Genomic DNA, 25,731 nt, shown 5'->3' with positions numbered 1-25,731 from the left:
CCGCCGACGGCCATTTTTCACACCCGAATGCAGATTCCACGCCCAATCTGATGCGACGGTTGCGACAACCGGGCCTCTACGCGCCGGCGAGAAGGAAGCGCCCGGCGAATTCGAGTTCGTCTCTGACGCTGGTGACGGCCCGCCAGCCATGGACCCATCCGATCAGCGCGGCGAACCAAACGTCGCAGAGGATCCTTACGACCGCGTCCCGTCGCTCTTTTTCCACGTCGAATAAGGCTGTTTCGAGTATCCGCATCAGGATCTCGTGGATCTCCGCCTGGTAAACGTGAGTTCCCTGATCGGGGCCGGCGACCGCGGTCACCAGGGCTGAGCTGAGCATCTGGTTGCGCTCGATCGGCCGGCTGGCGCGGCGGATCACGTCCACGACGCGAGCTTCGGGGGTGTCGCCGGCGGCGGGTCGATCGTCGAGACCTCGCTCCAGTTCCCCGGTCCACTCCGCGAGAGCAGCGGCGAGGAGCTGGTCCTTCGACTCGAAGTACCGGTAGATGGTTCCGAGCGCGACGTCGGCCCTGGCAGCGACGTCGCGCATTTGAACCAGGTCGTAGCCGCCCTCGGAAGCAAGCTCGGTCGCCGCGGCGATCACCCGCCGCCGACGGTTCGCCTGGTTGGCGCTGAGTCGTGCTCCCTTCGGCGGCTCGGACGAGACCGCCGGCGATGTCACAGGGTGATCCCACCGTCCAGGGAGATGATGGAACCGGTCATGTACCTGGCTTCATCCGACGCCACGTACGCGAAAAGGGCCGCTATCTCGTCCGGGCTGCAAAACCCGAGCGGCGAGATGTAGCGGGTTATCCGCTTGAACTCCGCTCCAGGCGGCAATTCGGAAAACTCCGTGACCATCGGGGTTTCCACCCCGCCGGGGCAGATCGCATTGACCCGCAGCTTGCGATCCCAGTACTCGAGGGCGAGGGCCTTGGTGAACATGATCACGCCTCCCTTGGACGCGCAGTACGCGGCCTGCCAGGGTTGCGCGACCAGACCGGACGTCGACGCCGTGTTCACGATCACCCCGCCGCGGTCGAGCACGTAAGGAAGCACTGCCTGAGACACGAGGAAGGTGCCGGTGAGGTTCACCGCAATGATCCGGTTCCATTCTTCCGGCTTCAGCTCGTGGGTGTTGTAGAAGCGTCCTATCCCGGCGATGTTGCAGAGGATGTCCGGCTCGCCCACCTGACCGGCCGCGTCCTCGACCGCGCGCCGGACGCTCGTGGGATCGGAGACATCGCAGGCTATAGCCGTCGCCTTGTGACCGGCGGACGAGATCTCCGACGCAGCCTTCTCCGCGCCTTCGGCGGACAGGTCCAAACAAGCCACCGCGGCACCTTCGGACGCGAGCCGGCGAGCGGTCGACAGGCCGATCCCGGACGCCGCGCCCGTAACGATCGCGGTGCGGCCCTCCAAACGATTCATCGGTGGTACCTCACGGGAAGCTCCTTGATTCCGTTGATCCACGGGGACCGGAGCCGGCGCGCGCCGCCCGCTGGGGCGACGTCAGGCATGTGATCGCCAAGAGCGTTGAACATCAGGTTGATCTCGACTTTCGCGAGGTTGGCTCCAAGGCAGTAGTGCGGGCCGCCACCGCCGAAACCGACGTGCGGGTTTGGGTCCCTGGTTATGTCGAAGATTTCAGGGTTGTCGAACACCTCGGGGTCACGGTTGGCGGCGCTGTAGCAAAGGCCGACCCGCTGCCCGCCCTTGATGTCAACTCCTCCGATGGACGTCTCCTCGAGCGCTGTCCTCTGGAAGATGACCACCGGCGTCGCCCACCGGACAACCTCGTCTGCGGTAGTCGCAGGGCGCTCGGCCTTGTACAGCTCCCACTGGTCCGGGAAGTCGAAGAAGGCCATCATCCCGTGGGTTATCGCGTTGCGGGTGGTCTCGTTGCCGGCGACGGCGAGGAGCAGGACGAAGAAGGCGAACTCGTCGGGGGTAAGCCCCCTGCCGTCGACGTCCGCGCTGACCAGCTTGGTCACTATGTCGTCGCGCGGCTTCTCGGTCCGGTCCTGACCAAGAGCCATCGCGTAGTTGATCAGCTCGGCGGATGCGATCACCGGGTCGATGTCGTACTCCGGGTCGTCGTAGGCGATCATCTGGTTGGACCAGTCGAATATCTTCGACCGCTCCTCCTGGGGGACTCCGATCAGTTCCGCGATCGCCTGGAGGGGCAACTCGCACGCGACGTCCGTGACGAAGTCGCCGCTCCCGCGCGAGGCAGCCTCTTGCACGATCTTCTCGGCGCGCTCGGAGAGAGCCTCCTCGATCATGCGGATCGCTCTGGGGGTGAAGCCGCGAGAGACAATCCTGCGCAGCTTGGTGTGGTCCGGCGGGTCGACGTTCAGCATGATCACCCGCTGCATCTCGATGTCCTCTCGGGACATCCCCTCAGCGAACCGGATGATCGCGGTGTTCTCCGAGCTGGAGAACAACTCCGGCTTCAGAGATACCTCTCGCACGTCGGCGTGGCGGGTCAGGAGCCAGAAGCCCCCATCGTCGAATCCGTAGCCGGCAGGCTGACGGTTCCACCAAACGGGATCCGACGCGCGAAGGGCGGCGAGCTCCTCGAAGGGAATGCCTCCCTGAATCCGATCGGGGTCGGTTACGTCGAAACCCTCCGTCAACGCCAAGTTGCTCACCCATTTCCTCCAGTTACATCCGTATTTTTAGAGCACGTTCTATTTTTGGCCGAGGCTAGCGGGACCGCGGTCATCTCCGCTGGAAGTTCGGGATGCGTTTCTCTGCGAAAGCCTTCGGACCTTCCTTGGCGTCCTCGCTCGCGAAGACCGCCTGGCCCCGCGGCCACTCCTCGGCGAAGGCGTCCGTCTCCGGGACCCCCCCGGAGGTCCGGAGTGTCTTCAGCACGGCCTCCACAGCGAGGGGCCCGTTGCGTCCGATCTGCTCGGCGATCTCATGCGCCTTGGCGAGCGCCTGGCCGTCGGGAACAACGTGGCCGACCAGGCCGAGATCCTTCGCTTCGGACGCCGTGATGTGCTTGCCAGTGAGGAGTATCTCCGCTGCGGCGGTGTACGGGATCTGTCGCGGAAGGCGCACCGCCGAGCCTGCCATCGGGTAGAGCGACCACCGGACCTCCGACACGCCGAAGCGAGCGCTTTCGCCCGCGACGCGGATGTCGGTGCCGAGAAGGATCTCGGTCCCGCCTGCGATGGCGACACCTTCGACTGCGGCGATGATCGGCTTCGGCGGCCGATCGATCTTGAGGAAGCCGCGCCACAACAGGTCCGGATCCGCGGCGATCTTCTCTGCAGCGTCGGCTCGGGCACCTTCCTCGTCGGAGTTGCCGGCCATCGCTTTTAGGTCGGCGCCGGAGGAGAAGTTTCCGCCCGCGCCGGTGAGGATGATGCAGCGGATGCCGTCGTTGGCGGCCGCCTCGTCATACGCCTCGACGAGGGTCACCAGCATGGAGCCGGTGAACGCGTTCATGCGCTTCGGGCGGTTCAGGGTCAAAACCATGGTCGGCCCCGACCGCTCAACGATGACTTGGTCGACGACCGTGGAGTCGGCGGTCACTTGTTCCACGCGGGTATCTCCTTCATGTAGGAACTCTCTTCAACGCGCTCTGCAATACGCCAGCCCTGCGGGGTCCGGACCAGCCGGTCTCGGTACCAGATCCCGCAAACGAGCAACTGCGGGTCGTTGCCCCCTTTGAACACCATCGGGTTGTGGCAGATGGTGCGCGCGGTCGCCTCGTCTCCGGCGATGTCGACGACGCTGGAGCCGATCAGATGCTGCGAGGACGCGAACAGCTTGAAGCTGTCGTCGAGGAACTTTTTGATCTCGGGGAGATTCCCCGCGGCTCCTCCGACTGCGGTGTAGTCGATTCGAGCATCCTCGGTGAAGACGCGGTCGAGAGCATCCCAGTCGCGGCGATCGATTGCGTCGGTGTAGCGAGCGAGAAGATCCTGGATCTCGATGCGGTCGGACATCTCCTGAAGGTCGAGCAAGGTCACTCCTCCTGGAATGTGATTTGGGACGCGACTCGGTTCGGGTCTGTCTTCAGTAACTGTTTCAGTACTTTTCCGGCCGCGTTGTGGGGCAATTCCGATCGGACGTCGAGCTGGGTCGGCACTTTGTACTTGGCGAGCGTCTCCCCGACCCAAGCCTGGATGCCGTCGAGGTCGATCAGCGCGCCCGGTTGAGGGACTACGACCGCTTTCACTTCCTCGCCGAGCACCCGGTCCGGAACTCCGATGACAATCGCCTCGGCGATACCCGGATGCTCGATCAGGCGGTTCTCGATCTCGATCGGGTAGACGTTTTCGCCACCTCGGATGATCAGGTCGGTCCCGCGACCCTCGAGGAACAGAAGCCCGTGCTCGATCCGGCCGAGCTCACCGGTCCGGTACCAGCGATCAGAGTCCAACGCGGCTTCGGTCGCTTCCACATTGTCCCAGTAGCCAAGGAAGTTGCTCGGGCCGCGCAAGTGGATCTGGCCGATCTCGCCGGCGGAGAGGAGGTCCCCGTCGACCCCCCGGATACAGATCTCGTAGCCCGGCACCGGCGCGCCTACTGCGTCGGGGTGCTTGACCGCGGCGCGGCCGTCCTGGTGGGTTCCGGCGCCGCAAGTCTCGGTCATGCCATAGCCGGTGGCCATCCGGCTCACCTGCGGAAGCTTCTCCCTCACCTTGCGCCACAACTCCGGCTGGAAGGTCGATCCCCCTCCTCCAACTCTCCGGAGCGAGGAGAGATCGAACTCGTCGATCCTTGGATGCTCGAGCAGCCGCCAGAGCTGGGTGGGCACGATCGACCAGGCGGAGGCCTTGAACCTCTCGGTCATCTCGAGATGGACCTCGGGATCCCAACGCCCCGGCGGCGGATAGGCGATCGTCGACCCGATGTAGGGGCCGCCGATCAGCGCCACGGAGAAGCCCGAGATGTGGAACATGGGCGAGACGCCAAGCGAGATCTGCGGACCCGAAGGTGCCTCCGCCTGGCTAGAAGGCGGTTCCAGCGACAACCCGACGGCGCCTTGGAGAGCGGCCTGCTGCATCATGTTGACGTGACAGCGGTGGCTCAGCACCGCTCCTTTCGATCTCCCGGTTGTTCCGCTGGTGAAGAGGATGCAGAGGGGGTCGTCCTCGCCAGTTGTGCCGCTCGGCCGCGGGCTGCCGTCCCACTTCGCCCTCAACCGGTCGAAGTCGTCCTCGAAGCAGACAACCGGTACGTCCACCGAGCCAGCCGGCAGTCGCTCGAGCCTTCGCCGGTCTCCGAACAGCACCTTGGGCCGGGCCAGCCCGATCCCGTGAAGAAGCTCGGGCCCGGTCCACCATCCGTTGAGCTCAACGACGACCGCGCCTATCGCGATGGCCGCCCATGCGGTCACTGCATGACCAGGGATGTTCGCCGCCACGATGCCGACCCTGTCGCCCGGTTCTATGCCGAAGCCGTCTCGGAGCGCCCCGGCCATGGCGGCGATCGGATCGTGAATGCTCCGGTAGGTGTAGGTCCGGTCCGGAAAGATCAGAAACGGTTGATCGCCGAGCCGTTCGGCTGCCGAGGCGAGCATCTCGGGGGCGGTTCGGAACCGTTGCGCGAACACGGGCATCGTCGCCCCGAGAACGTTCTCCGGGCGCATCTCGAATGGCGCACCGGCCCCGGTCAACGCGGTGCGGGTCGGGCGGGGAAGCAGGCGGTCCTCCTCCCAGCGGAGCGCCGCCGCCTCCCCTCCTCTGTTGGCCATCAACATCCCTCCGCTGTGCCTGCGCCTTCGCCGACCCGGGTCCCGGTAGGCTAGAATCAGCTTTCACTCAAGTCAAAGAGCCGGTCCCATCCTCCGGCAGGCCTCTGAGACTGGATCCCCACGAGCCCTACGACTGGACCCTGAGACTGGAAAGGCTGGCGAGAGTCCCTCCGTGCCGAAGCGATCCGCGCCGCGGGTAAGCGCCCCTCCCCTGCCAGAGTCCCTCTCGGAATCACAGCGAGAGCGAAGGGACCGCATCGTCGAAGCTGGCCTTTCGCTGCTGCGAACCCAGGACCACAGCCAGATCCAGATGAAGGACGTGGCGGCCGAGGCAGGTGTCGCGCTGGGGACCGTGTACCGGTACTTCCAGTCGAAGGACCACCTCTTCGCGGAGGTTCTCGCGTCGTGGGCGCGCCAGCTTCGCACCAGCGTCGAACGACGCCCGCTGAAAGGAGCGACCAACGCCGAGCGTCTCACCGACGTTCTGCATCGTTCGATGCGGGCCTTCCAGAGCTGGCCCCAGCTGGCCCGGGTCGTGATGACGCTCGAGTCGTCGGAGGACCCGTTCACCCGGGAGATCTTCGCCCGGAACATGGCGCACAACACCGACATCTACGTGGAGGCCGTGCGCGGTCTCCCCGAGGATCTGACGCAGGAGCTCGTCCGGGTGGCGACATCGGTTTTCGATCTCCAGCTCCGGCAGTGGGTGGTCGGCGCCCAGTCGATCGCCGATGTTTACGACCGGATCGGTCGCTCGGTGTGGTTGATTTTCGAATTCTCGGAGCGGCTGCCGGCCGAAGCGATCCGGGCAGCAGTTCTGGCCTGACTTAGTTCTCTTCAGGAAGGACGACGTTTGCCTGTCACATCGGAACTGACCGACGGAGGTGTCGCCGAAGTAGTGATGGACTGCCCGCCGGTCAACGCGCTGCGAGTCGAGGACTGGTTCTCCCTCGCCGATCAGGTGAACGCTCTGGGCAGAAACACCGAGACACGGGTGGTCATCCTCCGCGCGGAAGGACGGGGTTTCAACGCCGGGGTGGACATCAAGGAGATGCAGGAGAAAGAGGGCTTCGACGCTCTCATCGGTGCAAACCGCGGGTGCTTCGCCGCCTTCGCCGCGGTGTACGACTGCGCGGTACCGGTCATCGCGGCGGTGCATGGATTCTGCCTCGGCGGAGGGATCGGCCTGGTCGGAAACGCCGACGTCATCGTCGCCTCGGACGACGCGTATTTCGGGCTACCCGAGGTGGACCGGGGCGCGCTCGGAGCCGCCACCCACCTCAGCCGGCTGGTCCCCCAACACCAGATGAGGGCGATGGTCTACACCTCGACGACAGTGACGGCCGGTGAGCTGCTGTCCTACGGGACGGTGTGGAAGGTGACGTCGCGAGAAGCCCTGCTCGACTCGGCTCGCGAGCTGGCCGGAGCGATCGCCGAGAAGTCGCCGGCGGTGATCCGCGCAGCCAAGGAATCGCTCAACGGCATAGACCTGTGGGACGTCAAGCGGTCGTACCGCTACGAGCAGGGCTTCACTTTCGAGCTGAATCTGTCCGGCGTCGCCGACGAGCATCGCGACGCCTTCGTAGCCAAGCGGGAAACGGACACCTCGCGATGACATCGAAGCTTCTGTCCGAGGAGCAGGTCGTAGCGCAACTGGCGGACGGGATGACGATCGGCATCGGCGGCTGGGGAAGCCGCCGCAAGCCGATGTCGATCGTGCGGGCCATCGCGCGCAGTGATCTCAAGGATCTGACCATCGTCAGCTTCGCCGGGCCGGACCTGGGCCTGCTCTGCGCAGCGGGCAAGGTGGCGAAGGCGCTCTACCCCTTCGTGTCGCTCGACTCGATACCCCTCGAGCCGCACTTCCGGGCGGCCCGGCAGGCGGGTTCGATTGAGGACATCCCGTGGGACGAAGGCATGTTCCTGCTCGGCCTGCAGGCTGCTGCATGGCGGGTTCCGTTCCTCCCCACCAGGGTTGGCCTCGGAAGCGATCTGCCTGCACTGAACCCGATGCTGTCGACGGTCCGGTCGCCTTTCGCTGACGGCGAGCAGCTCATCGCGGTGCCGCCTCTGAAACTGGACGCCGCGATCTGCCATTTGAACCGCGCCGACGAACGGGGGAATGCCACCTTCCTGGGCCCGGACCTCTACTTCGACGACCTCTACCTGCGTGCGGCGTCAACCCGACGGTTCATCTCCGTCGAGCGGGTGGTGCCGACCGAGCAGCTCGAACGCGAGGCCGGTACCGAGTTGCGGCTGCGTATAGCCCGATTGATGGTCGACGGCATCGTCGAGCGGAGCGGAGGTGCGCTGTTCACGTCTTGCGTGCCCGACTACGAGCGCGACGAGGGCCTTCAGAAGGAGTACGCGGCGTCGGCCAAGTCGTTGGAAGCGTGGACCGAGTTCCGCAGAGATTGGATCGACGTGACCGAAGACGAGTTTCAGGCCAAGGTGCGTGAGCGCCGGTGAGCGAGACTGCCCATAAAAGCGCTGACCCTTCAAGCACGGCCACCCGTGCGGAGATCTGTGTGGTAGCCCTCGCCGAGTGCTTCCGCGGCGACGGGGAGATAGTCGCCAACCCGATCGGAACGATCCCGATGATCGCCGGCCGTCTCGCCAGGGCTAGCTTCGAACCGGACCTGATGGTGACCGACGGGGAGGCGGCCCTGGTCGCCGGCGACGAGGCCTTCGCCTGGCCGAACGGGAAGGTTGTCGAGTACTACAACCCCTACCGCTCGATGTTCGACGTGGTCTGGTCCGGGCGCCGGCACGTCGTGATGGGTGCAACCCAGATCGACCCCTGGGGCAACCAGAACTTCGCCGCAATCGGTTCGGACTACCGGGTGCCGAAAACCCAGCTGATCGGTTTTCGCGGGGCGCCCGGCAACACCGTCAACCACGCCACCAGCTACTGGGTCGCGAACCACTCCCCCCGGGTGTTCGTCGAGTCGGTCGATGTGGTCACGGGCGTCGGGTGGAAGCGGGCCGCCGAGGCCGGCGGCGCTGCCGTTGAGTACTTCGACCTGCGGAAGGTGGTAACCAACCTCGCCGTCCTGGACTTCAAAGGCCCGGACCACCGCATGCGACTGGTCAGCGTTCACCCCGGGGTCGCCGTCGAGGACGTGGTGGCGGCGACAGGGTTCGAGTTGGCGCTGGCTCCCCAGGTGGCCGAGTCGAGGCTCCCGACCGACGCCGAACTGACGCTCATCCGCGACGTGATCGACCCGGACGGCCTGCGAACGTCCGAGATCCCCGACTAGTCCGAAGCGAGGCTGGACATTGGAAGCGAGGCTGGCACATTGAGTGGGCACATGGAATTGGCGCAAGGCCGGGTCCCGGTCATAGAAGGGTGGTTCACCGTCGAACCTCCGGCGCTGCTCGGGCGGCGTTGCCCCGCCTGCGGGACCTACATGTTCCCGCCCACCGGGCAGTGGTGCCCGAATCCTCGGTGCGGTTGCGACGATCTTGAGACCGTTCCGCTCTCCAGGAACGGCACAGTGTGGAGCTACACCGACGCGCAGTACCAGCCGCCGGCGCCGTACCTTCCGCGGACCGATCCCTACGAGCCATTCGCCATCGCGGCCGTCGAACTGGAAAAGGAACGCATGATCATTCTCGGCCAAGTCGCCGACGGTTACGGAGTCGGAGACCTCTCTGTCGGAACTCGTGTCGAGCTGGTCGTCGAACCACTCGAGTCCGATGGTGAAGCCGCCAAGCTGGTGTGGCGGTGGCGCCCGCTCGGGGAGGAGGTCGATCAATGACCGGCGGATCAGGGACCGGCCAGGTTGCGGTTATCGGGGCTGGTATGCACCCCTGGGGCAAGTGGGGCAAGCCGTTCGTCGCCTACGCGGTAGCAGCGGCCAAGGCGGCGCTCGGAGACGCAGGGGTGGATTGGTCCGACGTCGACTTCATCGCTGGCGGTGAGACCGTGCGCAACGGTTACGGCGGTTACGTGGCGGGCTCGACCATCGCCAGGTCGCTCGGCTGGAACGGGGCGAGGGTCGCGACCTGCTACGCAGCCTGCGCGTCGGGGTCGGCCGCCGTGGAAGCCGCCCGCACCCGCATCCTTGCCGGGCTGTCAAACGTCGCGCTGGTCATCGGAGCCGACACGACGCCGAAGGGGTTTCTCGCGCCCAACGCCGGGGACCGGTGGGACGATCCGGACTGGTTGCGGTTCAGGCTGATCGGAGCCACCAACCCCGCCTATTTCGGCCTGTACGCCCGCCGGCGGATAGACCTGTACGGGGCGAGCCCCGCGGACTTCGCGGCGGTGAAGGTGAAGAACTCGAAGCACGGTTTGCACAATCCGTTCGCTCGCTACCGCAAGGAGGTGGCCGCCGAGGACGTCATGGCCTCGCCGGTCGTCGCAGACCCCCTGCGGCTTCTCGACATCTGCGCCACGTCCGACGGAGCGGCCGCGGTGGTTCTTGCGTCTGCCGAGTTCGCAAATCGCCTCGGTGTCAGAGACTCGGTTCGGATCCGAGCCGTGTCGACGGTCACGCCGACCTTTCCCAACACGATCGTGGACCTCCCCGATATCGCAACAGACTCCGCCGCCTCTGTCGCACCGCCGGCGATCGGCTATCGGGAGTCGATAGCCGCAGCAGCTTACGAGGAATCCGGCATCGGCCCGGAGGACCTCTCCCTGGCCGAGGTGTACGACCTTTCGACCGCTCTCGAGCTCGATTGGTACGAGGACATCGGGTTGTGCGCACGCGGCGAGGGGGAAAAGCTGCTCCATGAAGGAGTGACCTCCATCGGAGGGCGCGTCCCCGTGAATCCTTCAGGCGGGTTGGCCTGTTTCGGCGAGGCGGTTCCGGCTCAGGCGATCGCCCAGGTGTGCGAGGTCACCTGGCAGCTTCGGGGCCAGGCCGGTGATCGCCAGGTCGCTAACGCAAAAGTTGGCCTCACCATCAACCAGGGTTTGTTCGGCCACGGATCCTGCGTCATCCTGTCGCGGTGAGCCCAGAGCACACGGCGGATTCCACCGGGCCCAAGCCAGACCCGGCGGTAGCGCTGCGCACGCCAGCGTGCGACCTGCTCGGAGTCCGCTACCCGATCGTCCAGACCGGAATGGGATGGGTGGCAGGTGCGCGCCTGACCGCAGCCACCTCGGCTGCCGGGGGTTTGGGCATCCTCGCATCGGCAACCATGACCTACCCGCAACTCGAACGGTCGATCAACGAGGTGCGCGAGAGGACCGATAATCCCTTCGGGGTGAACCTGCGCACCGACCATCCCGAGGTCGAACGGTTCGTGTCACTGATGGTGCGGGAAGGTGTGAAGGTGGCGAGCTTCGCGCAGGCGCCGAACGCTGCCATCGTTTCCCGCCTGAAGGAAGCCGGGATCGTGACCATGCCGACCATCGCCGCACCCCGCCACGCCGAAAAGGTCGCCGCGCTCGGCGTCAACGCGATGATCGCTCAAGGACACGAAGGCGGGGGCCATACCGGGCCCATACCAACCAGCCTGCTCCTGTCAAAGGTGACGTCACTCGTGGACATTCCCGTCCTTGGCGCCGGAGGTTTTCACGACGGGCGGGGGCTCGTAGCCGCGCTTGCCTGGGGCGCTGCCGGCGTAGCCATGGGAACGCGGTTCCTTCTCACCAAAGAGAGCACCGTCCCCGACGAGGTGAAGGCCCGTTATCTCGGCGCGGCTCTGACCGACACAGTGGTGACACGCGCGATCGACGGCGCACCCCAACGGGTTATCCGGACCGAATTGCTCGATCGACTGGAAGGTCGTCTGGGCGCGGCGGGCACGGCGGCCCGAGCGCTGGCGAACGCGATGCGCCTTCGCAGGCTGACCGACACCTCCCTCCCCGGTCTGGTTCGTGAGGGTCTGGCGATGAAGCGAAACAGCGAGCTCTCCTGGGCTCAAGTGGCGATGGCGGCCAACGCCCCCATGCTGACCAGGGCGACGATGGTCGAAGGACGACTCGAGGCGGGGATACTTCCGACAGGTCAGGTGACCGGGCTGATCGACGCGCTGCCGACCGTGTCCGAACTGATCGAAGGCATCGTCGCCGAGGCGGTATCTACGCTCGTCTCGCTCAGCAAACGCGTCGAGGATCGGCCTCTCTAGGAAAGCCGCTCCACGATGGTGACGTTCGCCTGTCCGCCACCTTCGCACATCGTCTGCAGGCCGTACCGCCCACCGGTTCGCTCCAGCTCACCGAGAAGCGTCGTCATCAACCGCGCGCCTGTCGCTCCCAGAGGATGACCGAGTGATATCGCCCCACCGTTGACGTTCACTTTCGAATGATCGACCTTGAGGTCGGCCATCCACGCGAGTACAACCGATGCGAAAGCCTCGTTGATCTCCACCAGATCGATGTCGTCCAGCGTCATTCCAGCCTTGTTGAGTGCATACGCAGTTGCCGGGATCGGCGCGGTGAGCATCCACACCGGGTCTGCTCCACGCACGCTCAGATGATGGATGCGAGCGCGCGGGGTAAGACCATGTGTCTTCAGGCCGCGCTCGTTGACGATCAGCAACGCCGCCGAAGCATCAGAGATCTGGCTCGAGACCGCGGCCGTCAACCGGCCTCCCTCGACCAGCACCGGCAGCGACGCCATCTTCTCCGGCGAGGTTCCTCGGCGAGGCCCTTCGTCGGCAGTGACGCCGGCGACCGGGACGATCTGCCCATCGAAACGACCCTCGTCAGCGGCGGTGATCGCCCGCTCGTGCGAAGCAAGGGCAAACTGCTCCATCTCGTCGCGGGTGATGCCCCACTTGGATGCGATCATCTCCGCCGCGCGGAACTGGGATATCTCCTCATCGCCGTAACGGGCCCGCCAGCCGGTCGAACCCGAGAAAGGATCCTCGAACCCGTATGCCTGCCCCGCCAGCATCGCCGAACTGATCGGGATCTGGCTCATGTTCTGCACTCCGCCGGCCACGATCACATCGGAGGTCCCACTTAGGACGGCCTGGGCGGCAAAGTGGATCGCCTGCTGCGACGACCCGCATTGACGGTCGATCGTCGTCCCCGGGACCTCGTCGGGAAGGCCGGCCGCCAGCCAACACGTCCGGGCGATGTCTCCCGCCTGCGGCCCGATGGTGTCGACGCACCCGAAGATCACGTCCTCGACAGCGGCGGGGTCGATACCTGTCCGCTGCATAAGGGCGCCGATCGATGCGGCTCCCAGATCTGCGGGGTGGACACCCGACAACCCGCCGCCCCGCTTCCCCACCGGGGTCCGGACCGCGTCGACGATATAAGCCTCACTCCCTGAAACACCCTTTGTCCCTGAAACAGCCTGTGTCATTGCATCATTCTCCTAGATTCCGAGCGCTGTCGCGACTTTCGAAGTGTGTTCGGCGGAGGAACCGAATGCGGCCGCAAGGCACCACACCCTCTTCAACCAGAAATGAAGGTGGTAGTCGTCGGTGTATCCCATCGCCCCGTGGCACTGCAGCGCGACTCTGGCCGCTAAGCCAGCGGCTTCGGACGCCATCGCCTTCGCCATCGAGACGGTGCGTTCCCACTCGACCCCGCCCGACGGCGCCAGATACGCAGCAGTCCACACGGGCGGGGCGGCGAACTCCATCGCCAGGTGGGCGTCGGCGAGATGGTGCTTCACCGCTTGAAAACTTCCCACCGGAACTCCGAACTGCCGTCGGTCCTTCACGTACTCAACGGTCATGCGAACCAGCTCACGGCCAAGCCCGATCAGCTGCGCGGCGGCAGCGAGGGCGCACCGATGTTCCATTCCGTCTGAGGCGAGCGCCGTTCCGGGACCTCTAGGCGTCACCCTGGCGAGATCCCGCGTGCGATCGACCGAGCCCACCGGTTCCAGGGTGACTTCGGACTTGTCGTAGTACCTCGCGCCACCCGATTCCTCGACGAGGAACCCGCCTGCCACGGTGCATGCGGGAGCCAGACCGGTTCCCGAAGCCACCACTGTCACGACCAGCGAACCGTCCATCACCGAAGCGAGGTTCCCGATCGGGTCGCCGGCCGCGACGAGCGCCGGAACCGCGGCGGCCGCAGTCTCCAGAACCGGGAGGGGGAGTGCGGTCCTGCCCGTCTCGGCGAGAACCAGCGCCATGGTCACCCAGTCGAGGCCGCTTCCTCCTGCCTCCTCGGGTGCAAGCAATCCATGCACACCGACGCTCGCGAGCTCCTCCCACAGCGACATCAGCGGGGCCGCCGAGCCCGCGGCCCACGCCTGCTGAAGGGCAGCTATATCGCAGCGCTTTTCCAGCAGCGAGGCCACCGCGTCGCGCACGGCGACCTGGTCGTCGTCGAATCCGAAATGCACCGCTAAGCCCTCGGCAGCCCGAGCAACCGCTCGGCCGCGATGTTGCGCTGGATTTCATTGGTGCCGGCATAGATCGGCCCAGACAGAGCGAACTCGAATCCGCGCATCCATGGGTCGTCGATCTCCGCGTCGCCCCCGCGCAAAGCCAGTGCCGTCTCATGAAGCTTGATATCCATCTCGGACCACCAAATCTTGTTGAGGCTGGACTCGGCTCCGGGCTTGGCCCCGTTTACGAGCGACGTAACCGATTGAAGCGTGAAGAGCCGGTACGCCTCTGCTTCCATCCAGCCGCGAGCAACCGCGTTCCGGAACGACGGATCGATGACAACGCCACTGGATGTTCTTTCTCGGTAGAGCGACAACAACCGCTCGGCGACTGCCACGAAACGACCCGGAGACCGCAGCGTCAGGCCGCGCTCCGAACCGGTCGTGGCCATCGCGACCGACCATCCCTGGCCGACGCCGCCCAGGACATCGTCATCGCTGATCTCGGCACCGTCGAAGAAGACCTCCGCGAAGCCCTCGTCCCCATCCAGCCGTCCGAAACCCCTGACTTCGACTCCCGGGATGTCCAAAGGAACCAGCAGGTAGGTAAGCCCACGATGGCGCTCCGACTGCGGGTCCGTCCGAAACAGGCCGAACAGATGGCTGCAGAAAGCTCCGCGTGTCGTCCAGATCTTCTGCCCGTAAAGCTTCCATCCCCCGGCGGTACGCTCGGCCCGGCTGCTGATTCCAGCCAAGTCACTTCCTGCGCCCGGCTCCGACCACCCCTGGCACCACAAGTCCTCCGCCGCCGCCATCCGGGGAAGGATCCTCCTTTGCTGCTCGTAAGTGCCGAACTCGAACACGGTGGGAGCCAACAGGAAGATCCCGTTCTGGGTCACGCGCTGCGGTGCGCCCGACCGGTAGTACTCCTCCTCGAATATCAACCATTCCCAAAGACTCGCACCTCGACCCCCGAAGTCCTCGGGCCAGGAAACGACAGACCATCTGGCGTCGAAGAGCTTCCTCTCCCACTCGAGGTGGAGCGCGAATCCTTCCCGGGTGTCCCCCGAAGGAAGCGCCGGGCGAGGAACGTTCTCCTCCAACCACGACCGGGCTTCGGCTCGGAACGCCTGTTCCTCCTCGCTCCAGGTCAGGTCCATCGCAATCCGACTCGTCTTGGGAGCTGGGTCACAGGTCCGGAATCTCGCGTACAACAGCGTTCAACCAAGCCGGCGTCTCCCCGCCACCGTCCACGACGAGCTCGGCACCGGTCACGTATGCAGCGCCGTTTGAGGCGAGCATTACACATACCTCGGCGACGTCGCGTGGCGTCGCCAGCCTCCCTGCCGGAATAGTGGCCTCGACCTTGGCGACATCCTGCCCGTAGTACTCCTCGAGCAGCTCAGTGCGAAGAAGGCCGGGGCTCACCAGGTTGATTCGCACCTTCGGCGCCCATTCGATCGCGAGGCTGCGGGTGAGACCGACCAGGCCGGCCTTCGCTGCGACATACGCTGACACGTCGACCGACGGCCGAATGGCGACCGTCGAACCGATGTTGATGATCACGCCACCGTCCTCCTGAGACTGCATCACCCGATTGGCCCGTTGCGCGACGTAGAACGGCGCGACCAGGTTCAAGGCGACCACCCGCTCGAACAGGCGAGGGCTCATTTGGTTCGCGGGAGAGTACGGCGTGCCGCCAGCGTTGTTGATCGCCACGTCGAGTCGGCCGTGCTCCTCTGCGATCGAGTCGACAAGCCGTGCGACCTGTTCCGGATCGCGGACATCGCATTGGACAAAAGACACCGCAGAGTTGAGTTCGGCCGGCTCCGTGCGGCCGCAGGTCACCACGGTGTCACCGGCTTCGACAAACGCGTCGACCAGACCGCGACCCAACCCTCTCCCGCCCCCGGTTACCAGGACCACGCGCGCGTCGCTCACAGCATCCACCTGGACAGCGACTCGACGACGCAAGCCGGTTCGCTGGCACCATCGATCTCGACCGTGATCTCGACAGTCGTTTGGACCCCGCCTGCCACTTCGGCGGCGCCGGTGATCGAAGCGCGAGCTCTCAATTTGTCGCCCGGGCGGGCTGTGGTACCGAAGCGCACCGTTCCGGTCCCGTAGTTGACACCACTAGAGGTCCCCTGGACCTCCAGAAGCTGGGGCATGAACAGGTTGGTGAGCGAAAGAATCATGAAGGGAGGAACGTCATCGCTTTCGGCCGGAGCCACCGACCAGGTCGCGTCGGCGAACTGAGCCAGCGCGTCGCGATCCAGCGTCAGCCATCCGGTCGTTCCGAGATTTTGGCCGACCGCACCGAGCAACTCGTGCGGCGACTCGAAGGTCGTTGCTGCCACGTCGTTCGTCAAAGGGCTGTTCGTCACGGGCTGTTCGTCACGGGTGCTGGCTGCTGACCGACACCACTTCTCCGCTCATGTAACTGGAGTAGTCGCTGGCGAGGAAGACGATCACGTTCGCCACCTCCCAAGGCTCGGCCGCGCGCCCGAACGCCTCCCTGGCCGTCAGGTGCTCGAGCAGCTCGTCCGTCGTCACCTTGGCGAGAAATGGGTGCATCGCAAGGCTCGGGGCTACCGCGTTCACTCTCACGCCGAACGCAGCCGCCTCCATCGCCGCGCACCGGGTCAACGCCATCACACCCGCCTTCGCCGCCGCGTAGTGGCCCTGCCCGGGCTGTGCGCGCCAACCGAGAACGGACGCGTTGTTGACGATCACTCCGCTACGCCGGTCGCGCATGTGCCGGAGGGCCGCCCTCATGCAGCGGAACGTTCCGTTGAGCGTGACGTCGATGACGATCCCCCACTGCTCGTCGGTCATGTCGACGAGTTCTGCGGTTCCCCCGAGCCCGGCGTTGTTGATCAAGACGTCGATCCCGCCGTGCCGGTCGACCGCGGCTGCGAACAGGTTTTGCACCTGAGCTTCGTCGGTTACGTCGCACGCCACCGCGAAAGGCTTCTCGCCACTGATCTCGGCGAGCCGTTCCGCCGCCTCGCCGAGTCGTCGTTCGTGGGCGTCGCTCAACAGAACGGTCGCACCCTCTTCAACGCAGCGCTTGGCGGTAGCGAAACCGATCCCGGTCCCCGCAGCTGCGGTCACTAGGACTCTCTTTTCCCGGAGGAGGTGGTGCCCGTCGACGTACGACGGAGGCTCGCCAAGGCTCACTGGGGCGACGCTCCGTACACGGGCGCCGGCGGCGGAGCCGCGGAGAGAAGGTCCTTGACGACGGCGCCGATCTCGGCCGGATCCCATTTGGCGCCCTTGTCGACCGTCGGACCGTGCTGCCATCCGTCGGCCACCCCGATCTTGCCGGCCTCAACCTCGAACACCCTGCCCGTCACCCCGGCCGATTCCGAGGAACCGAGCCAGACCACGAAGGGGGACACGTTTTCGGCGGCCATGGCGTCGAAGGCGTTCCCTTCGGGCTGCTTCATAGTTGTGGCGAACACCTCCTCGGTCATCCGCGTCCGTGCGGCGGGGGCAATAGCGTTTGCCGTCACCCCGTATCGGCCCAGCTCTGCCGCCTGAACGAGGGTGAGCGCAAGAATTCCTCCCTTGGCGGCCGAGTAGGCCGCCTGGCCCACGCTGCCGAGAAGGCCGGCGCCGGATGAAGTGTTGATTATGCGCGCGTCGTTGTCGCGACCCGCCTTCGCCTCGTCCCTCCAGTGGGCGGCAGCCCACCGGGATATGCAGAAGTGCCCCTTGAGGTGCACCCGGACCACCGCGTCCCATTCCTCTTCGGATGTGTTGGCGAACATGCGGTCGCGGACGAAGCCCGCGTTGTTCACGACCACATCCAGTCGCCCGAAAGTGTCTATCGCCTGTCCGATGATCCGGCGGGAGCTTTCCCAGTCGGCGACGTCGTCGAAGTTCGCTACGGCAACTCCGCCAGCACCGCGGATCTCCTCGACCACCTCCTCTGCGGGGCGGGACGAAACGCCACCGCCGTCCAGAGCCGCGCCAAGGTCGTTGACCACAACATGTGCACCCTGTCTCGCGAACTCGAGCGCGTGGGCGCGTCCGATGCCCCGGCCGGCGCCGGTGACGATGACTACGCGATTGCTACAAAGCATGGGCGCGCGGCGTCGGGCGGTACATCAGGTAGATCCCTCCTTCTCGAGCGCGCTGTCGCGCAGGACATGCTTCATCACCTTCCCGCTCGCGTTGAGGGGGAGATCGGCGACGATCTCGACGACCCGTGGCACCTTGTAGTTGGCGACCCGGCCCTTGGCGAATGCAAGGAAGTCATCGGGATCAACGTGGTGGCCGGGTCGTTCAACGATGAAGGCGGCTCCCACTTGTCCGAGCCGTTCGTCTGGAATTCCGACGACGGCCACCTGCGCCACTCCCGGGAACTCCATCAAGGCTGCCTCGATCTCGGCCGGATACGCGTTGAAACCGCCGACGATGAACATGTCCTTGATCCGGTCGGTTATGCGAAGCCCGTCCGCTTCGTCGAGGACTCCGACATCGCCGGTGTGAAGCCACCCGCCGGGTTCGATCGCCTGCGCGGTGGCGTCCTCATCTTCGAAGTAACCGTCCAGGACCGGGTACCCCCGCACGAGGATCTCGCCGGGCTCTCCCTTATCCGTCGAGGAGCCGTCGGGTCGCACCGTCTTGACCTCCACACCGGGGATCGGCCTACCCGAAGTGTTGGACACCACTTCGGGCGCGTCACCGACCCGGCACATGGTCGCCAACCCTGTGGTCTCGGTGAGACCGTATGCAGTGAGGACCACATCGAAGCCGAGCTCTTCGCTCATCCGTCGAAGCAACTCGACTGGGACCGCCGCCGCACCTGTCACCGCGAGCCTGAGCGACTTAAGCTGTTCCCGCCGCTCCTTCGGCAGGGCCAGCAGGGCGTGGTAGACGGTGGGAGGGCCAGGGAAGACAGTGATGTGCTCGCCGGCGATGAGATCGGCCGCGCCCGAGGCATCGAAGACCGGCACCGGGTAGAGAGTCGCGCCGGCGGTGAGCGCCGCAACGACGCCGGCCTTGGATCCGAACGTGTGAAACAGCGGATTCGACAGCAGGTAACGGTCGCCGAACCCGATCCCGAGGTTGCTCGCGTAATAGCGGTAGGAGCGGACGCTCGCCCCGTGCTTCAGCGGAACTCCCTTCGGGAGGCCGGTCGTGCCGGAAGTGAACATGAGGTCCGAGCAGTCGTCCGGGCCGAGCTCGTCCGACCTCGCCTTCGCTTCTTCCCTGAGATCCGCGGTGTCGCCAGAGGCCAGAAACTCGTCCCAGCCTTCGTCGAGAGCCACCGTCAGGCGCAAATCGTTCAGCTCCTCGCCGGCAAGCATCGCCCGGTAGTCGCGTCCCAAGAAACCGCCAACCGTCAACAGCACCTCCGCCCTGCTGCGGTTCAGTATGTGCGCCGCCTCCCTGCCCTGATAACGGGTGTTCAGAGGAACGAGGACCGCGCCGGCGATGTGGATCCCGAGCATGGCTTCTATCCACGCAGCGGAGTTCGGGGCCCACACCGCGACACGATCGCCCCTGGCGACGCCCGCGGCGATGAGCGCGCCGGCGACCTTTGCGGCCCGATCGGCGAGTTGAGCGAACGTCACGCGCCTGTCGCCCTCCACCACTGCCTCTGCCTCGGGGAAGGCGCGACTCACCGCCGCGAGCAGCGCAGGAATGGTGGCGGCGTTATCTAGGCCGTGGGCTTGGTTGTCGACCGTCTGCAAGTTGTTCCGAACCTGGCGCCAATACAAGAATGGGCTTCTAGCGTAGACGAGGACTCCCAGGGGGACCCAAAGCCATGGCTGCTCAAAGCATTCCTCCGACCGTGGTCGACGACATGCACCGCCCCGCGTACGGAGGGGACCTGTTGATCCGGGGACTCTCCCGCAATCCTTCCAAGCCCGCCGTCTACCTCGGCGATCGCGTCCTGACCTCGGCCGAGATGGCCGATGAGATAAGCCGTTGGGTGCAGGCATACGAAGCGTGGGGCATCACCCAAGGCAGCCCGACGGCCATGCTCGCGGCGAACCGACCCGAGGTCCTGTTTGCGCTCGGCGCCGGGATGGTGGCTGGGACTCGGGGCACTTCTCTCCATCCGATGGGCTCACTCGACGACCACGCCTACATCCTCGAGGACGCCGGTATCGAAACCTTGTTCTACGACCCTTCGGCCTACGAGCAGCGGGCGATGGCGCTCAAGGAACGGGTTCCCGGGCTGAAGCGCGTCCTGGCCCTGGCTCCTACCGACGCGGCGGAGGACGTCCCGACTGCCGCGGCCAGACACGGAAGCCGAAGGCTCAGGCCCGTCAGCGCCTCGCCTGACACGCCCTACTCGATCGCCTACACCGGTGGGACCACCGGGCGCCCGAAGGGCGTCGTCGGCACCTACCGCTCGATGTCGACGATGACCAGTATCCAGATGGCCGAATGGGAGTGGCCGGACGAGATGCGGTTCCTCTGCTGTACCCCGCTCAGTCACGCCGGCGCGGCGTTCTTTGTTCCCACGTTGCTTCGCGGTGGTTCTCTCATCGTGCTCCCGCATTTCGACCCGGAACGCGTCATCGACACCATCGAGAAGGAGCGCATCACCGCGACGATGCTGGTGCCCACGATGATCTACGTGCTGCTCGACCATCCCCGCCTCGGGGCCGCAGACCTGTCGAGCCTCCAGATGCTCTATTACGGAGCAGCTGCGATGTCGCCGAGCAGGCTGGAGGAGGGCATGGAAAGGCTGGGGCCGATCTTCTTCCAGTACTACGGCCAGGCGGAATGCCCGATGACCATCACCGTGCTCCGCCGCGACGAGCACGTGGCGGGCAACCGCGAGCGACTCGCCACCTGCGGCCGGCCGGTGCCTTGGCTCGATATCGCGCTACTCGACGACGAAGGCCATGAAGTCGCCCCCGGCGATCCGGGAGAGATCTGTGTCCGCGGGCCTCTGGTCATGAAGGAGTACCTCAACAAGCCGGACCAAACGGCCGAGGCGTTCAAGTTCGGTTGGCTTCACACCGGAGATGTTGCGCGCGCGGATGACGAAGGGTTCCTCACGATCGTGGACCGGAAGAAGGACATGATCGTGACGGGAGGGTTCAATGTGTTTCCCCGAGAGGTGGAAGACGTGCTGTCGTCGCACCCCGCAGTTTCCGCTGCCGCTGTCATCGGCGTTCCTGACGAGAAGTGGGGGGAAGCCGTCAAGGCGGTCGTCGTACGTCGCCCGGGCAGCGAAGTGGCCGAGGCTGAGCTGATTGCCCTGGTCAAGGACCGGAAGGGCTCGGTATCCGCCCCGAAGACAGTGGATTTCGTGGATCAGATTCCCCTCAGTGCGCTCGGAAAGCCGGACAAGAAGGCGCTCCGATCCCAGTACTGGGACGGTGCAGAACGGCTGGTCAACTGACACAAGCCGGCGGCGCGTGTGGTTGGCTGTGCGCATGGCTACCGATCTGCTCATCGAGGTGGAGAACAAACCCGGGGCGCTCGCCCGGGTGGCCGCGGCGATAAGCGACGCTGGTGTGAACATCTCAGCGGCCACGTGCACCCGCCCGGACGAAACCGCGGTAATGCACATCCTGGTGAAGCACGCCGAGGCGGCCAAACACGCCCTCTCCACTGCTGCGGTGACGGTCACGAGGGAGCGGGAAGTCGTGGTGTTCGAGGCCGAGGACCGTCCGGGGGTCCTTGCCGACCTCGCCCGAAAGGTGGCAGAGGCAGGCATCAACATCGACTTGCTCTACGTGGCGACCAACAACCGCATCGTCTTCGGATCACCAGACCTTGATGGCCTCCGCCGGGCCTTGGGCATCAACGAGACGTAGAAACGGTACGTGTTGGTGGCCTAAGTGGACGGTGGTCTCGCGTTTGGGTGTGAGTCCTGACCGCGTCGAGTCAATTCCCACTCCCAAAAGGACTTTTGGGCACCCAAACAGGCTTCAAACGAGTTTCGCCTACGAGGCCTTCTGCGCAAGCTCCGCCGCGATCTGGATGATCTGGTCCTCCTGGCCACCGACGAGACGCTGACGGCCGCACTCGAGGAGGATCTCGGCACCGGACACCCCGTATCGCTCGGCGGCCCGGTAGGCGTGCTTCAGGAAGCTCGAGTAGACCCCGGCGTAGCCCATGATGATTGCGAGGCGGTCGAGAACACACTCATCGTCCATTACCGGGCGGACGACGTCCTCGGCCGCGTCGATCATGGCGAGGACGTCCAATCCGGTGCGGATGCCGAGTCGTTCCAGGACCGCGGCGAGTGCTTCGACACTCGTGTTGCCGGCGCCCGCTCCGAACCTCCTTGTCGACCCGTCCACCTGCACCGCTCCCGCGCGTATGGCCAGAACGGTGTTGGCGACCGAGAGCGACAGGTTCTCGTGCCCGTGAAAACCGACCTGCGCTTCCGTACCGATCTCGGCAACTAGGGCAGCAACCCGGTCGGAAGCATCCTCCATGACCATCGCGCCGGCGGAGTCGACCACGTACACGCACTGGCAGCCCGCGTCGACCATGATTCTTGCCTGCTTGGCCAGAACCTCCGGCGGCTGGCTGTGCGCCATCATCAGGAAGCCGACGGTCTCGAGCCCGATCTCACGCGCTAGTCCGAAGTGCTGCTCGGAAACATCGGCCTCGGTGCAGTGGGTTGCGATCCGAATGACCGACACGCCGAGTTCGGCCACCGCGGAGATGTCGTCCTTTGTCCCCACTCCGGGAAGCATCAGCGCCGCGATCTTGGCGCGCTGCGCGGTTGCGACCGCCGCCTTCATCAGCTTTCGTTCGTTGACCAAGGAGAAGCCGTAGTTGAACGAGCTGCCTCCGAGGCCGTCGCCGTGGGTCACCTCGATGACAGGAACACCGGCCGAGTCGAGAGCGGCGACGATGGAGGTCACGTCTCCTTCGGTGAACTGATGGCGTTTCGCATGCGACCCGTCACGCAGGGAGGTGTCGGTAACGCGTACGTCGAGCTGGTCCGAGTAGGGCATCTTTCAGTCCGTTGATGTGATGTGCCGGGCGATCTCGTCGCCGACCTTCGCCGCCGCGGCGGTCATGATGTCAAGGTTGCCGGCGTAGGGGGGAAGGAAGTCGCCGGCGCCTTCCACCTCTACGAAGACCGCCACCCGCCCGGTCATCCCGCCCTTCCCGTCTGGTACGTCGTCGAATTGCGGGTCCGTACGCAAGCGGTAGCCGGGCACATAGCCCTGGACCGACTCGACCATCTGACGGATCGAGCGGTCCACCTTGTCGCGGTCGGCATCGCCGGGGAGCGAGCAGAAAATCGTGTCCCGCATGATGATCGGCGGATCCGCCGGGTTGAGCACGATGATCGCCTTGCCGGTCGCGGCACCACCCAGTACCTCGACGCCTCGAGATGTCGTCCGGGTGAACTCGTCGATGTTCTGGCGTGTTCCCGGCCCGGCTGACACAGACGAGACTGTCGCTACGATTTCTGCGTAATCGACGTCGACGACCCTCGACACCGCGTGAACCATCGGGATGGTCGCCTGTCCGCCGCACGTGACCATGTTGACGTTCCGCTCGTTGATGTGCTCGACCAGGTTCACCGGTGGCACCACGAACGGTCCGATTGCCGCCGGAGTCAGATCGATGGCCCGGATACCAGCGTCGAGGTACTTGGCGGAGTTTGCGCGGTGCACGTACGCGGACGTCGCTTCGAACACCAGCTCGGGCAACTCCGGTCGCTGAAGTAGCCAATCGACGCCCTCGTGCGAGGCTTCGAGGCCCAAACGGCGAGCGTCGGCAAGCCCCCTCGAATCGGGGTCGACTCCCACCATGTACCGCGGTTCGATCCACTCTGAGCGGAGAAGCTTGTACAGCAGGTCGGTGCCGATGTTCCCCGATCCGACGATTGCCGCTGTCACCTTGGCCATCTGGTCGTCCTCCAGCCAGTCATCGGAAATTGCCACTCATCGGAAATTGATAGACACGCCGCCAAGCGTGTCGAAGTCCGCCCGCAAGTTGTCGCCTGGGGCCACGTCGAAGGCCCTGGTGCACGACCCGGGAAGAACTACGTGACCCGCTTCAAGGCGTACCCCAAACCTGTGGACTTTATTGGCCAGCCACGCGACCGAAGTCACCGGATTTCCGAGCACCGCACCGGTGCTTCCCGTGGCGATGACCGTTCCGTTGCGCCTGAGAGTGGCACCCACCGTTCGCAGGTCCACCGCGTCGATTCTCGTCGCACGCGCGCCGAGGACCACGCGACACGAGGAGGCGTTGTCAGCAATCGTGTCGCACAGCGCGATCTTCCAGTCACGGATCCTGGAGTCGATGATCTCGATCGCGGGTACCACGTACTCGGTGGCTCTCAACACGTCGGCCGCGTTGCATCCTGGTGCCGGGAGCGGCGCGCCCAGGATGAATCCCACCTCGACCTCTACCCTCGGATAGCAAAGGCCGGCGGTGTCGACCTCCTCGTCCTCGAACACGAACATGTCGTCGAGGAGGTGCCCGTAGTCGGGCTCGTCGACACCCATCATCTCCTGCATGGCCTTCGATGACAGGCCCACCTTGTGACCCCGAATCAGGCGTCCGTCAGCCAGCCGGCGGCGGATGTTGATGAGCTGAATTTCGTACGCGTCGACGACATCGATGTCCGGGTAGTCGATGGTCAAGGGGCCGATGGGCTCGCGGTCGCGCTCGGCGGCCCAGAGCGCGTCTGCGGCGCGCTGGCGCTGCTCGGGGCTCAGGCCGCTCATCCATCCAGGATGACCCAACGCGGTTCCATGTACCAAGAGGTTGTTCCGGTCAACGAGACAGGACCTGGAGCACGGTAGGGGGCGCCGGGCGTAGCCTTCGGGCCATGCGGTTTTCGACGATGTACTCGATGATCGATCCGTCGTTCTACGCCCCGCTCGCCAAAGCGGCCGAGGACGCCGGATTTCACAGCATCGGGCTGGCGGACAGCATCTGCTACCCGAAGGATTCCGATTCCAGCTACCCGTACAACTCGGACGGCACCCGGGAGTTCCTCGAAAACAAGCCATTTATCGAGCCGCTCATCTGTGCCGCCGCGATGGCCGCGGTGACCTCGACGATCCGGTTCCACACCGCGGTGCTGAAGCTGCCGATTCGCAACCCGGTGATCTTCGCCAAGGAGGTGACCTCGGTCGCGGCGATTACGGGTGGTCGCTTTGATCTGGGAGTCGGGATCAGCCCGTGGCCCGACGACTACGAAGTCTGCGGGGTTCCCTGGGAGGGAAGGGGGCGGCGATTCGAGGAATGCATAGACGTCATCAACAAGCTTTCGAGCGGCAGTTACGTCGAACACCACGGCGAGTTCTACGACTTCCGCCCGATCAGGTTGAACCCTGGCGCCACCATCCCGATCCTGATCGGCGGCCACTCGGAAAAGAGCCTCGAGCGGGCCGGGCGCCTCGGCGACGGCTGGCTCCCCGCTGGTATGTCCACCGACGAGATCGCCGCTTCGATCGTCAAGATCAACGAGTACCGCAAGCGCTACGGACGGGACCACTTGCCGTTCGCAGTGCACGCGATCTGCATGGACGCCTTCACCGCCGACGGCGTGCGACGCCTCGCCGATATCGGCGTGACTCACGCGGTCGGGGGTTTCAGCTCCTTCAACCCCTATGGCCGGGAGGCCGACACCGAGACACTGCAGGAGAAGATCGACGCCTTCAACCGCTACTCCGACAAGGTGATCTCGGCCGTCGCCGACCTAGTAGAGGCCTGACTCGAACATAGGCCCGCCCGGGGCTGCAACCCCAGACTCCTCCAGGAGGCGGGGACCCTGGCCGCGCCCCTGGCCGTTCACCT

The 25,731-nt window shown here is 65.3% G+C and carries 27 protein-coding genes; 10 read left to right on the top strand and 17 right to left on the bottom strand.

What is annotated here, in order from left to right; all coding sequences use genetic code 11:
• Positions 1-76: 76 nt before the first annotated feature.
• From VFZ97_12085 to VFZ97_12060, 6 genes are all read right to left on the bottom strand, one after another.
• On the bottom strand, positions 77-682 hold the full coding sequence (locus VFZ97_12085; protein HEX6394175.1) for a TetR family transcriptional regulator: 606 nt from the start codon (positions 680-682) through the stop codon (positions 77-79).
• Positions 679-1,431 carry an SDR family NAD(P)-dependent oxidoreductase gene (locus VFZ97_12080; protein ID HEX6394174.1) on the bottom strand — a complete coding sequence of 251 codons (753 nt, stop codon included), beginning with the start codon at positions 1,429-1,431 and terminating at the stop codon, positions 679-681. The genes VFZ97_12085 and VFZ97_12080 overlap by 4 nt, the downstream gene beginning before the upstream one ends.
• Positions 1,428-2,654, bottom strand: a complete 1,227-nt coding sequence (locus VFZ97_12075) for a cytochrome P450 (GenBank protein ID HEX6394173.1) — start codon at positions 2,652-2,654, stop codon at positions 1,428-1,430. Before VFZ97_12075 ends, VFZ97_12080 begins: the two co-directional genes overlap by 4 nt.
• A gap of 70 nt (positions 2,655-2,724) precedes the next feature.
• Entirely contained in the window at positions 2,725-3,555 is an 831-nt protein-coding gene (locus VFZ97_12070) for a crotonase/enoyl-CoA hydratase family protein (GenBank protein ID HEX6394172.1), read from the bottom strand.
• Complete coding sequence (locus VFZ97_12065; GenBank protein HEX6394171.1) at positions 3,543-3,986, bottom strand: nuclear transport factor 2 family protein; 444 nt, start codon at positions 3,984-3,986, stop codon at positions 3,543-3,545. Before VFZ97_12065 ends, VFZ97_12070 begins: the two co-directional genes overlap by 13 nt.
• Entirely contained in the window at positions 3,983-5,716 is a 1,734-nt protein-coding gene (locus VFZ97_12060; protein HEX6394170.1) for a class I adenylate-forming enzyme family protein, read from the bottom strand. Before VFZ97_12060 ends, VFZ97_12065 begins: the two co-directional genes overlap by 4 nt.
• Before the next feature lie 172 nt (positions 5,717-5,888).
• Between VFZ97_12060 and VFZ97_12055 the strand changes: the two genes are divergently transcribed.
• From VFZ97_12055 to VFZ97_12025, 7 genes are read left to right on the top strand one after another with little or no spacing between them, the layout of a single operon-like run.
• Complete coding sequence (locus VFZ97_12055) at positions 5,889-6,542, top strand: TetR/AcrR family transcriptional regulator (GenBank protein HEX6394169.1); 654 nt, start codon at positions 5,889-5,891, stop codon at positions 6,540-6,542.
• A gap of 27 nt (positions 6,543-6,569) precedes the next feature.
• Positions 6,570-7,331 (top strand): enoyl-CoA hydratase family protein, encoded by a 762-nt coding sequence (locus VFZ97_12050; protein HEX6394168.1) that lies wholly within the window; start codon positions 6,570-6,572, stop codon positions 7,329-7,331.
• A complete protein-coding gene (locus VFZ97_12045) occupies positions 7,328-8,185 on the top strand; it encodes a CoA-transferase (GenBank protein HEX6394167.1) in 858 nt (285 codons plus the stop codon). The genes VFZ97_12050 and VFZ97_12045 overlap by 4 nt, the downstream gene beginning before the upstream one ends.
• On the top strand, positions 8,182-8,976 hold the full coding sequence (locus VFZ97_12040; GenBank protein HEX6394166.1) for a CoA-transferase: 795 nt from the start codon (positions 8,182-8,184) through the stop codon (positions 8,974-8,976). Before VFZ97_12045 ends, VFZ97_12040 begins: the two co-directional genes overlap by 4 nt.
• Positions 8,977-9,027: 51 nt before the next feature.
• Positions 9,028-9,477, top strand: a complete 450-nt coding sequence (locus tag VFZ97_12035) for an OB-fold domain-containing protein (protein ID HEX6394165.1) — start codon at positions 9,028-9,030, stop codon at positions 9,475-9,477.
• A complete protein-coding gene (locus VFZ97_12030; GenBank protein ID HEX6394164.1) occupies positions 9,474-10,679 on the top strand; it encodes a lipid-transfer protein in 1,206 nt (401 codons plus the stop codon). Before VFZ97_12035 ends, VFZ97_12030 begins: the two co-directional genes overlap by 4 nt.
• Complete coding sequence (locus tag VFZ97_12025; GenBank protein ID HEX6394163.1) at positions 10,676-11,800, top strand: nitronate monooxygenase; 1,125 nt, start codon at positions 10,676-10,678, stop codon at positions 11,798-11,800. Before VFZ97_12030 ends, VFZ97_12025 begins: the two co-directional genes overlap by 4 nt.
• Here VFZ97_12025 and VFZ97_12020 read toward each other — a convergent pair.
• The 8 genes from VFZ97_12020 to VFZ97_11985 are packed head-to-tail and all read right to left on the bottom strand — an operon-like array spanning position 11,797 to position 19,703.
• Complete coding sequence (locus tag VFZ97_12020; GenBank protein HEX6394162.1) at positions 11,797-12,987, bottom strand: acetyl-CoA C-acetyltransferase; 1,191 nt, start codon at positions 12,985-12,987, stop codon at positions 11,797-11,799. The genes VFZ97_12025 and VFZ97_12020 overlap by 4 nt on opposite strands.
• A 12-nt stretch (positions 12,988-12,999) precedes the next feature.
• Complete coding sequence (locus VFZ97_12015) at positions 13,000-13,983, bottom strand: acyl-CoA dehydrogenase family protein (GenBank protein HEX6394161.1); 984 nt, start codon at positions 13,981-13,983, stop codon at positions 13,000-13,002.
• Positions 13,984-13,985: 2 nt separating this feature from the next.
• Positions 13,986-15,128 carry an acyl-CoA dehydrogenase family protein gene (locus VFZ97_12010; GenBank protein HEX6394160.1) on the bottom strand — a complete coding sequence of 381 codons (1,143 nt, stop codon included), beginning with the start codon at positions 15,126-15,128 and terminating at the stop codon, positions 13,986-13,988.
• Between the two features lie 28 nt (positions 15,129-15,156).
• Complete coding sequence (locus tag VFZ97_12005) at positions 15,157-15,909, bottom strand: SDR family oxidoreductase (GenBank protein ID HEX6394159.1); 753 nt, start codon at positions 15,907-15,909, stop codon at positions 15,157-15,159.
• Entirely contained in the window at positions 15,906-16,355 is a 450-nt protein-coding gene (locus tag VFZ97_12000; protein HEX6394158.1) for a hypothetical protein, read from the bottom strand. Before VFZ97_12000 ends, VFZ97_12005 begins: the two co-directional genes overlap by 4 nt.
• Positions 16,356-16,365: 10 nt before the next feature.
• The gene (locus VFZ97_11995) at positions 16,366-17,151 is read right to left on the bottom strand and encodes an SDR family oxidoreductase (GenBank protein HEX6394157.1); all 786 of its coding nucleotides are present in this window, start codon (positions 17,149-17,151) and stop codon (positions 16,366-16,368) included.
• Complete coding sequence (locus VFZ97_11990; GenBank protein ID HEX6394156.1) at positions 17,148-18,059, bottom strand: SDR family oxidoreductase; 912 nt, start codon at positions 18,057-18,059, stop codon at positions 17,148-17,150. The genes VFZ97_11995 and VFZ97_11990 overlap by 4 nt, the downstream gene beginning before the upstream one ends.
• A gap of 24 nt (positions 18,060-18,083) precedes the next feature.
• Positions 18,084-19,703, bottom strand: coding sequence for a FadD3 family acyl-CoA ligase (locus tag VFZ97_11985; GenBank protein ID HEX6394155.1), 1,620 nt, complete (start codon positions 19,701-19,703; stop codon positions 18,084-18,086).
• Between the two features lie 47 nt (positions 19,704-19,750).
• Here VFZ97_11985 and VFZ97_11980 point away from each other — a divergent pair, with 47 nt between their 5' ends.
• Together VFZ97_11980 and VFZ97_11975 are read left to right on the top strand one after the other, a co-directional pair.
• Positions 19,751-21,346, top strand: coding sequence for an AMP-binding protein (locus tag VFZ97_11980; GenBank protein HEX6394154.1), 1,596 nt, complete (start codon positions 19,751-19,753; stop codon positions 21,344-21,346).
• Between the two features lie 34 nt (positions 21,347-21,380).
• The gene (locus tag VFZ97_11975; protein ID HEX6394153.1) at positions 21,381-21,764 is read left to right on the top strand and encodes an ACT domain-containing protein; all 384 of its coding nucleotides are present in this window, start codon (positions 21,381-21,383) and stop codon (positions 21,762-21,764) included.
• Between the two features lie 129 nt (positions 21,765-21,893).
• Here the strand turns inward: VFZ97_11975 and dmpG are convergent, their stop codons facing one another.
• From dmpG to VFZ97_11960, 3 genes are read right to left on the bottom strand one after another with little or no spacing between them, the layout of a single operon-like run.
• Entirely contained in the window at positions 21,894-22,919 is a 1,026-nt protein-coding gene (dmpG, locus tag VFZ97_11970; GenBank protein ID HEX6394152.1) for a 4-hydroxy-2-oxovalerate aldolase, read from the bottom strand.
• 3 nt (positions 22,920-22,922) lie between these two features.
• Positions 22,923-23,861: an acetaldehyde dehydrogenase (acetylating) gene (locus tag VFZ97_11965; GenBank protein ID HEX6394151.1), complete on the bottom strand. Its 939-nt coding sequence runs from the start codon at positions 23,859-23,861 to the stop codon at positions 22,923-22,925.
• Positions 23,862-24,653, bottom strand: coding sequence for a 2-keto-4-pentenoate hydratase (locus tag VFZ97_11960; protein HEX6394150.1), 792 nt, complete (start codon positions 24,651-24,653; stop codon positions 23,862-23,864).
• Positions 24,654-24,757: 104 nt separating this feature from the next.
• Here VFZ97_11960 and VFZ97_11955 point away from each other — a divergent pair, with 104 nt between their 5' ends.
• Positions 24,758-25,648, top strand: a complete 891-nt coding sequence (locus VFZ97_11955) for a TIGR03619 family F420-dependent LLM class oxidoreductase (GenBank protein ID HEX6394149.1) — start codon at positions 24,758-24,760, stop codon at positions 25,646-25,648.
• Positions 25,649-25,731: the final 83 nt, after the last annotated feature.

The organism is Acidimicrobiales bacterium, assembly GCA_036378675.1.
Taxonomy (GTDB): Bacteria; Actinomycetota; Acidimicrobiia; order Acidimicrobiales; family Palsa-688; genus DASUWA01.
This window is presented reverse-complemented; position numbering and strand designations above follow the sequence as displayed.

Excerpts from the sequence above, each read along its gene's own strand:
- VFZ97_11975 (HEX6394153.1), top strand. The coding sequence starts at position 21,381 with ATGGCTACCGATCTGCTCATCGAGGTGGAGAACAAACCCGGGGCGCTC.
- VFZ97_12045 (HEX6394167.1), top strand. The coding sequence starts at position 7,328 with ATGACATCGAAGCTTCTGTCCGAGGAGCAGGTCGTAGCGCAACTGGCG.
- VFZ97_12030 (HEX6394164.1), top strand. The coding sequence starts at position 9,474 with ATGACCGGCGGATCAGGGACCGGCCAGGTTGCGGTTATCGGGGCTGGT.
- VFZ97_11955 (HEX6394149.1), top strand. The coding sequence starts at position 24,758 with ATGCGGTTTTCGACGATGTACTCGATGATCGATCCGTCGTTCTACGCC.
- VFZ97_12080 (HEX6394174.1), bottom strand. The coding sequence starts at position 1,431 with ATGAATCGTTTGGAGGGCCGCACCGCGATCGTTACGGGCGCGGCGTCC.
- VFZ97_11980 (HEX6394154.1), top strand. The coding sequence starts at position 19,751 with ATGGCTGCTCAAAGCATTCCTCCGACCGTGGTCGACGACATGCACCGC.
- VFZ97_11990 (HEX6394156.1), bottom strand. The coding sequence starts at position 18,059 with ATGCTTTGTAGCAATCGCGTAGTCATCGTCACCGGCGCCGGCCGGGGC.
- VFZ97_12060 (HEX6394170.1), bottom strand. The coding sequence starts at position 5,716 with ATGGCCAACAGAGGAGGGGAGGCGGCGGCGCTCCGCTGGGAGGAGGAC.
- dmpG (HEX6394152.1), bottom strand. The coding sequence starts at position 22,919 with ATGCCCTACTCGGACCAGCTCGACGTACGCGTTACCGACACCTCCCTG.
- VFZ97_11960 (HEX6394150.1), bottom strand. The coding sequence starts at position 24,653 with ATGAGCGGCCTGAGCCCCGAGCAGCGCCAGCGCGCCGCAGACGCGCTC.
- VFZ97_12010 (HEX6394160.1), bottom strand. The coding sequence starts at position 15,128 with ATGGACCTGACCTGGAGCGAGGAGGAACAGGCGTTCCGAGCCGAAGCC.
- VFZ97_12035 (HEX6394165.1), top strand. The coding sequence starts at position 9,028 with ATGGAATTGGCGCAAGGCCGGGTCCCGGTCATAGAAGGGTGGTTCACC.
- VFZ97_12020 (HEX6394162.1), bottom strand. The coding sequence starts at position 12,987 with ATGACACAGGCTGTTTCAGGGACAAAGGGTGTTTCAGGGAGTGAGGCT.